At 67.4% G+C, this 3,929-nt stretch carries 4 protein-coding genes; 3 read left to right on the top strand and 1 reads right to left on the bottom strand.

Features of this window, described 5'->3' with window-relative positions; translation table 11 throughout:
• Positions 1-833: CoA-binding protein (locus VME70_16885; GenBank protein HTW21871.1), on the bottom strand; the 833-nt coding region annotated here is incomplete at its 3' end.
• 233 nt (positions 834-1,066) lie between these two features.
• Here VME70_16885 and VME70_16880 point away from each other — a divergent pair.
• The 3 genes from VME70_16880 to VME70_16870 form a co-directional block, all read left to right on the top strand.
• Positions 1,067-1,534: a YbhB/YbcL family Raf kinase inhibitor-like protein gene (locus tag VME70_16880; GenBank protein HTW21870.1), complete on the top strand. Its 468-nt coding sequence runs from the start codon at positions 1,067-1,069 to the stop codon at positions 1,532-1,534.
• Between the two features lie 16 nt (positions 1,535-1,550).
• The gene (locus tag VME70_16875; GenBank protein HTW21869.1) at positions 1,551-2,561 is read left to right on the top strand and encodes an NAD(P)-dependent alcohol dehydrogenase; all 1,011 of its coding nucleotides are present in this window, start codon (positions 1,551-1,553) and stop codon (positions 2,559-2,561) included.
• A gap of 22 nt (positions 2,562-2,583) precedes the next feature.
• The coding region (locus VME70_16870) for a thiamine pyrophosphate-binding protein (GenBank protein ID HTW21868.1) at positions 2,584-3,929 on the top strand (1,346 nt) is incomplete at its 3' end.

Here is a 3,929-nt window from a genome sequence, read left to right as displayed (position 1 = left end):
TAGGCCAGCGCCACGCCCGCCTGGCGCAGTGCGACGTCGTAGACCCACGCATCACCGGTGAGCGCTCCGGTGTGCGAGGCTGCCAGTCGTTGCGAGCGTTCGTTCCGGGCCAGCTTGAGCGCGACCACCGGCTTCGCGGCGGCCGTTGCCCTGGCGACGGCGGCGAAGAAGGCTTGCGGCCTGCGGATCTTCTCTATCACCAGTCCGATGGCGGTGGTCTCCGGATCATCGACGAGGTAGTCGACGTAGTCGGCGAGATCCGTGATCGCCTCGTTGCCCGAGGACACAAGGATGTTCGTACCGCAGTCCGGGTACAGCCACGCCGCCATCGCGCTACCGCTGGTCAGGGCGCCGCTCTGCGAAATCACCGAGATACCGCCGGGTCGGCGCTTGTGACGGTTGGCAACCGTCAGGCTGACTCGACGGCGCACGTTGATATAGCCGAGCCCGTTCGGACCTATGACCGGCATCGAGGCCGCGGCCGCGGCGGCCCTAACCCGCGCCTGCAGTGCCTCGCCGCCGATGTCGAGCTCGGCGAATCCGCTGGCGACCAGGACCACGCCGCCGATGTCGAGCGCGGCGGCCTCCTCGACCAGCTCGGTCGTGCGTTCGGCGGACATGAAGCACATGACCGCGTCGATCGGCCGGTCCAGCGACGTCAGGCTGGGTACGGTGGGCCGGCCGGCCACTGACTCGTAGCGTGGATTGACCATGAAGATCTCGGCGTCGCTGTCGAATGTGGGCGAGACGGTGTCGAGAAAGGCAGAATTATCACTGAGGCCCACGAACGCGATGGACGACGGCTTCAGGAGCCGGTCCAGGGCCGCCGTCATCGACCTCGCAGAGCCGGCCACCGCATGCCTCGACGATGCCTCGTAGATGGGCGGTGCAGTGCCTCCGCCGGACCCTGTTCCGACCATTACACGGACCTCGCCCTTCTCCGGATCGTTCGTCACGGTGCCTGCGCTGCCAACTTGACGAGGCCTAACGGGCAGGCTAGCATCAGCTAATCAATACTATGATACAGCAATACTGAGAACTGATAGTGACGTGAGGGGAATATCACATGAAGTTCAACGGTGGCAGCCTGAGCGCATCGAGCAGCGCCTTCAAGCACGGCGAGCGGATGCCCGATGCCTATTCCAACAATGGCGCTGGCGTGTCGCCACCGATTTCCTGGTCCGACGTTCCCGAGGGAACAACCTCGTTCGCCGTGGTCTGCCACGACATGGACGCCCCGCTGATCGACGGCTTCACGCACTGGGTTGTCTACGGGATTCCGGCCGACGTTCGCGAGCTTCCCGAGGGCGGCGGCGACGAATACACCCAGGGCGTGAACAGTCTGGGCAAGCCCGGCTGGTTCCCGGCCTCGCCGCCTCCCGGGCACGGCACGCACTTCTATCACTTCCACGTCTACGCGATCGGCAACAACCTCGAGCTCGAGCCGGGCCTGGGTACCTGGGATCTGCTGAAGAGGATCGATCCCGATGTCATCAACCAGGCGCGGGTTGTCGGTACCTATTCAAACGAATAAGAGCGGGTCGGCCTAGATGAAGGCGGTTCAGCTCTCCGATCAAGGCGGATCGCCGAGTCTCGACGACGTGCCCGAACCGGCCATCACCGGTCCCTGGGACGTGATCGTGCGGATCGGCGGTGCCGGCTTGTGCCGCACCGATATCCACATCACGGACGGGCAGATGGGGCTGCCGCTCCCGCTCATCCTCGGTCACGAGAACGCGGGCTGGGTCAGCGAAGTCGGGTCGGCGGTCTTCAACGTCGCCGTCGGTGACGCGGTGATCATGCACCCGATCATCAGCTGCGGGTTCTGCCGCGCCTGCCGCGCGGGCGTCGACATGTTGTGCAGCGACTACAAGTTTCCCGGCCTGACCGCGAGCGGCGGCATGGCCGAGTTCCTGAAAACGAGTGCCAGGGCGGTCGTTCCGTTGCCGGCCGGTATCGCCCCGGCGGATATCGCCGCCCATGCCGATGCGGGCCTGACGGCCTATCACGCGGTCAAGAAGGCGGTGCCGGCGCTCGGTCCGGGCACGTCGGTCGTGGTGCTCGGCGCCGGCGGGCTTGGGCACATCGGTATCCAGTGCCTGAAGGCGATGACGCCCGCGCGGGTGATCGCGGTCGATGCGCGCGAGATGTCGCTGGAACTGGCTACCGAACTCGGGGCTGACCATGTCGTGCCCTCCGACGGAACTCAGGTCGAGAAGGTCGTCGAGATCACCAACGGCGGTGCGACGGTCGTGCTCGACTTCGTCGGTGAAGGCGGCGCCGAGAAGGACGCCGGGGCGATGCTCGGCCAGCAGGGCACGCACTACGTCGTCGGTTACGGCGGGACGATCGAGCTGCCGACCGGTCACTTGGTCAATGGCGAGAAGCGGATCGCCGGGTGCCAGGTCGGTACGTATCTGGACCTGGTTGATCTCGTTCAGCTCACCGTCGACGGATACGTCAAGTTGCACAATCGCATGTACCCGCTGGATGCATACGACGAGGCAATTGCCGACATGAGGGCAGGGCGTCTCCTGGGTCGCGCCGTTCTCGTCCCTTAACCAGAAACGGGGGCTGGCTTCGATGATCTTTCATGAGGCGTTCGGCCGCACTCTCGCCCACGTAACCGACACCGTCTTCGGCGTGCTCGGTGACGGAAACCTGTTCTTGATGGACAGCTACCGCCGCTGCGGCGGCGGCCGGTATCTCTCGATGGCCAACGAGGGCGGCGCCGTGCTGGCCGCCAACGGGTACGCCAACACGACCGGCCGGCTCGGCGTCGCCACCGTGACCCACGGGCCGGGGCTGACGAACACGATGACCGCTCTGGTCGAGGGCGTCCGGTCGCGCACCGCGACGCTGGTGATCGCCGGCGATACGGCGCCATCCAAGCGCGACCACATCCAGGGCATCAACCAGCAGCAGGTCGTCGCGTCATCCGGCGCGATCTTCGAGCAGGTCTACTCGATCCCCACGTTCATCGAGGACCTCGGCCGCGCGGCCCGCACCGCACTGCAGCTGCGGCGGCCCGTCGTGCTCAACGTCCCGGCCGACCTCCAGTGGGCCGAGGTCGACTTCCCGCTCGTGCCGCCGAACCTCTCGGTCGCGCACCAGGCGATCGCGGCCTCCACCGAGGCCCTCGACCGGGCCGTCGGCGTCATCTACGCGTCGCGCCGGCCGATCCTGCTGGTCGGGCGGGGCGCCGGCCGGCCGGCTACCAGGGCGGCGTTGCTGAAGTTCGCCGACCGGATCGGCGCGCCGGTCGCGACCACGCTGCGGGCAAAGGACCTGTTCCGCGGCGAGCCGTTCGACCTCGGCGTGATGGGCACCGTGTCGCACGAGGTCGCGCTCGACACCATTGCGCGCAGCGACTGCATCATCGCCGTCGGCGCATCGCTGAATCAGTGGACGACCGTCGACGGCGGCCTGCTGGACAACCGCGCGGTGGTGCAGATCGACACCGACCCACAGGCGTTCGCGCACGGCTACGACGTCGAGGTAGCGGTAGTCGGTGACGCGACGACCGTCCTCGAGCAGATCACCGCCATGCTCGACGAGGGCGGTATCGAACCGCGCACCTTTGCCTCACCGGAGCTAGCGGCGGCCCTGGCCGCACCGCGGCCGCCCGGTCCCGAGCTGGAAAGCACGCCGGGCACGGTGAACCTGGACGCGGCCGTGGCGCGCCTCGATGCGGCGCTTCCGCCCGATCGCACCGTCGTGCTCGACGCCGGACGCTTCCTCGGCGCGGCCTTCACCTTGATGCGGGTCCCCGAACCGCGCGCGTTCATTACCACGATGAACTTCGCCTCGATCGGGCTCGGCACCGCGACGGCCGTCGGAGCCGGCATCGGCGCCCCCGACCGTCCGACCGTGCTCGTCTGCGGCGACGGCGGCTTCATGCTGGACGGCGTCGCGGAATTCAACAGCGC

Source organism: Mycobacteriales bacterium, from assembly GCA_035504215.1.
Classification (GTDB): Bacteria; Actinomycetota; Actinomycetes; order JAFAQI01; family JAFAQI01; genus DATAUK01.
This window is presented reverse-complemented; position numbering and strand designations above follow the sequence as displayed.

What these genes read in the sequence shown, in the direction of transcription:
- VME70_16880 (HTW21870.1), top strand. Translation starts at nt 1,067, where the DNA reads ATGAAGTTCAACGGTGGCAGCCTGAGCGCATCGAGCAGCGCCTTCAAG.
- VME70_16875 (HTW21869.1), top strand. Translation starts at nt 1,551, where the DNA reads ATGAAGGCGGTTCAGCTCTCCGATCAAGGCGGATCGCCGAGTCTCGAC.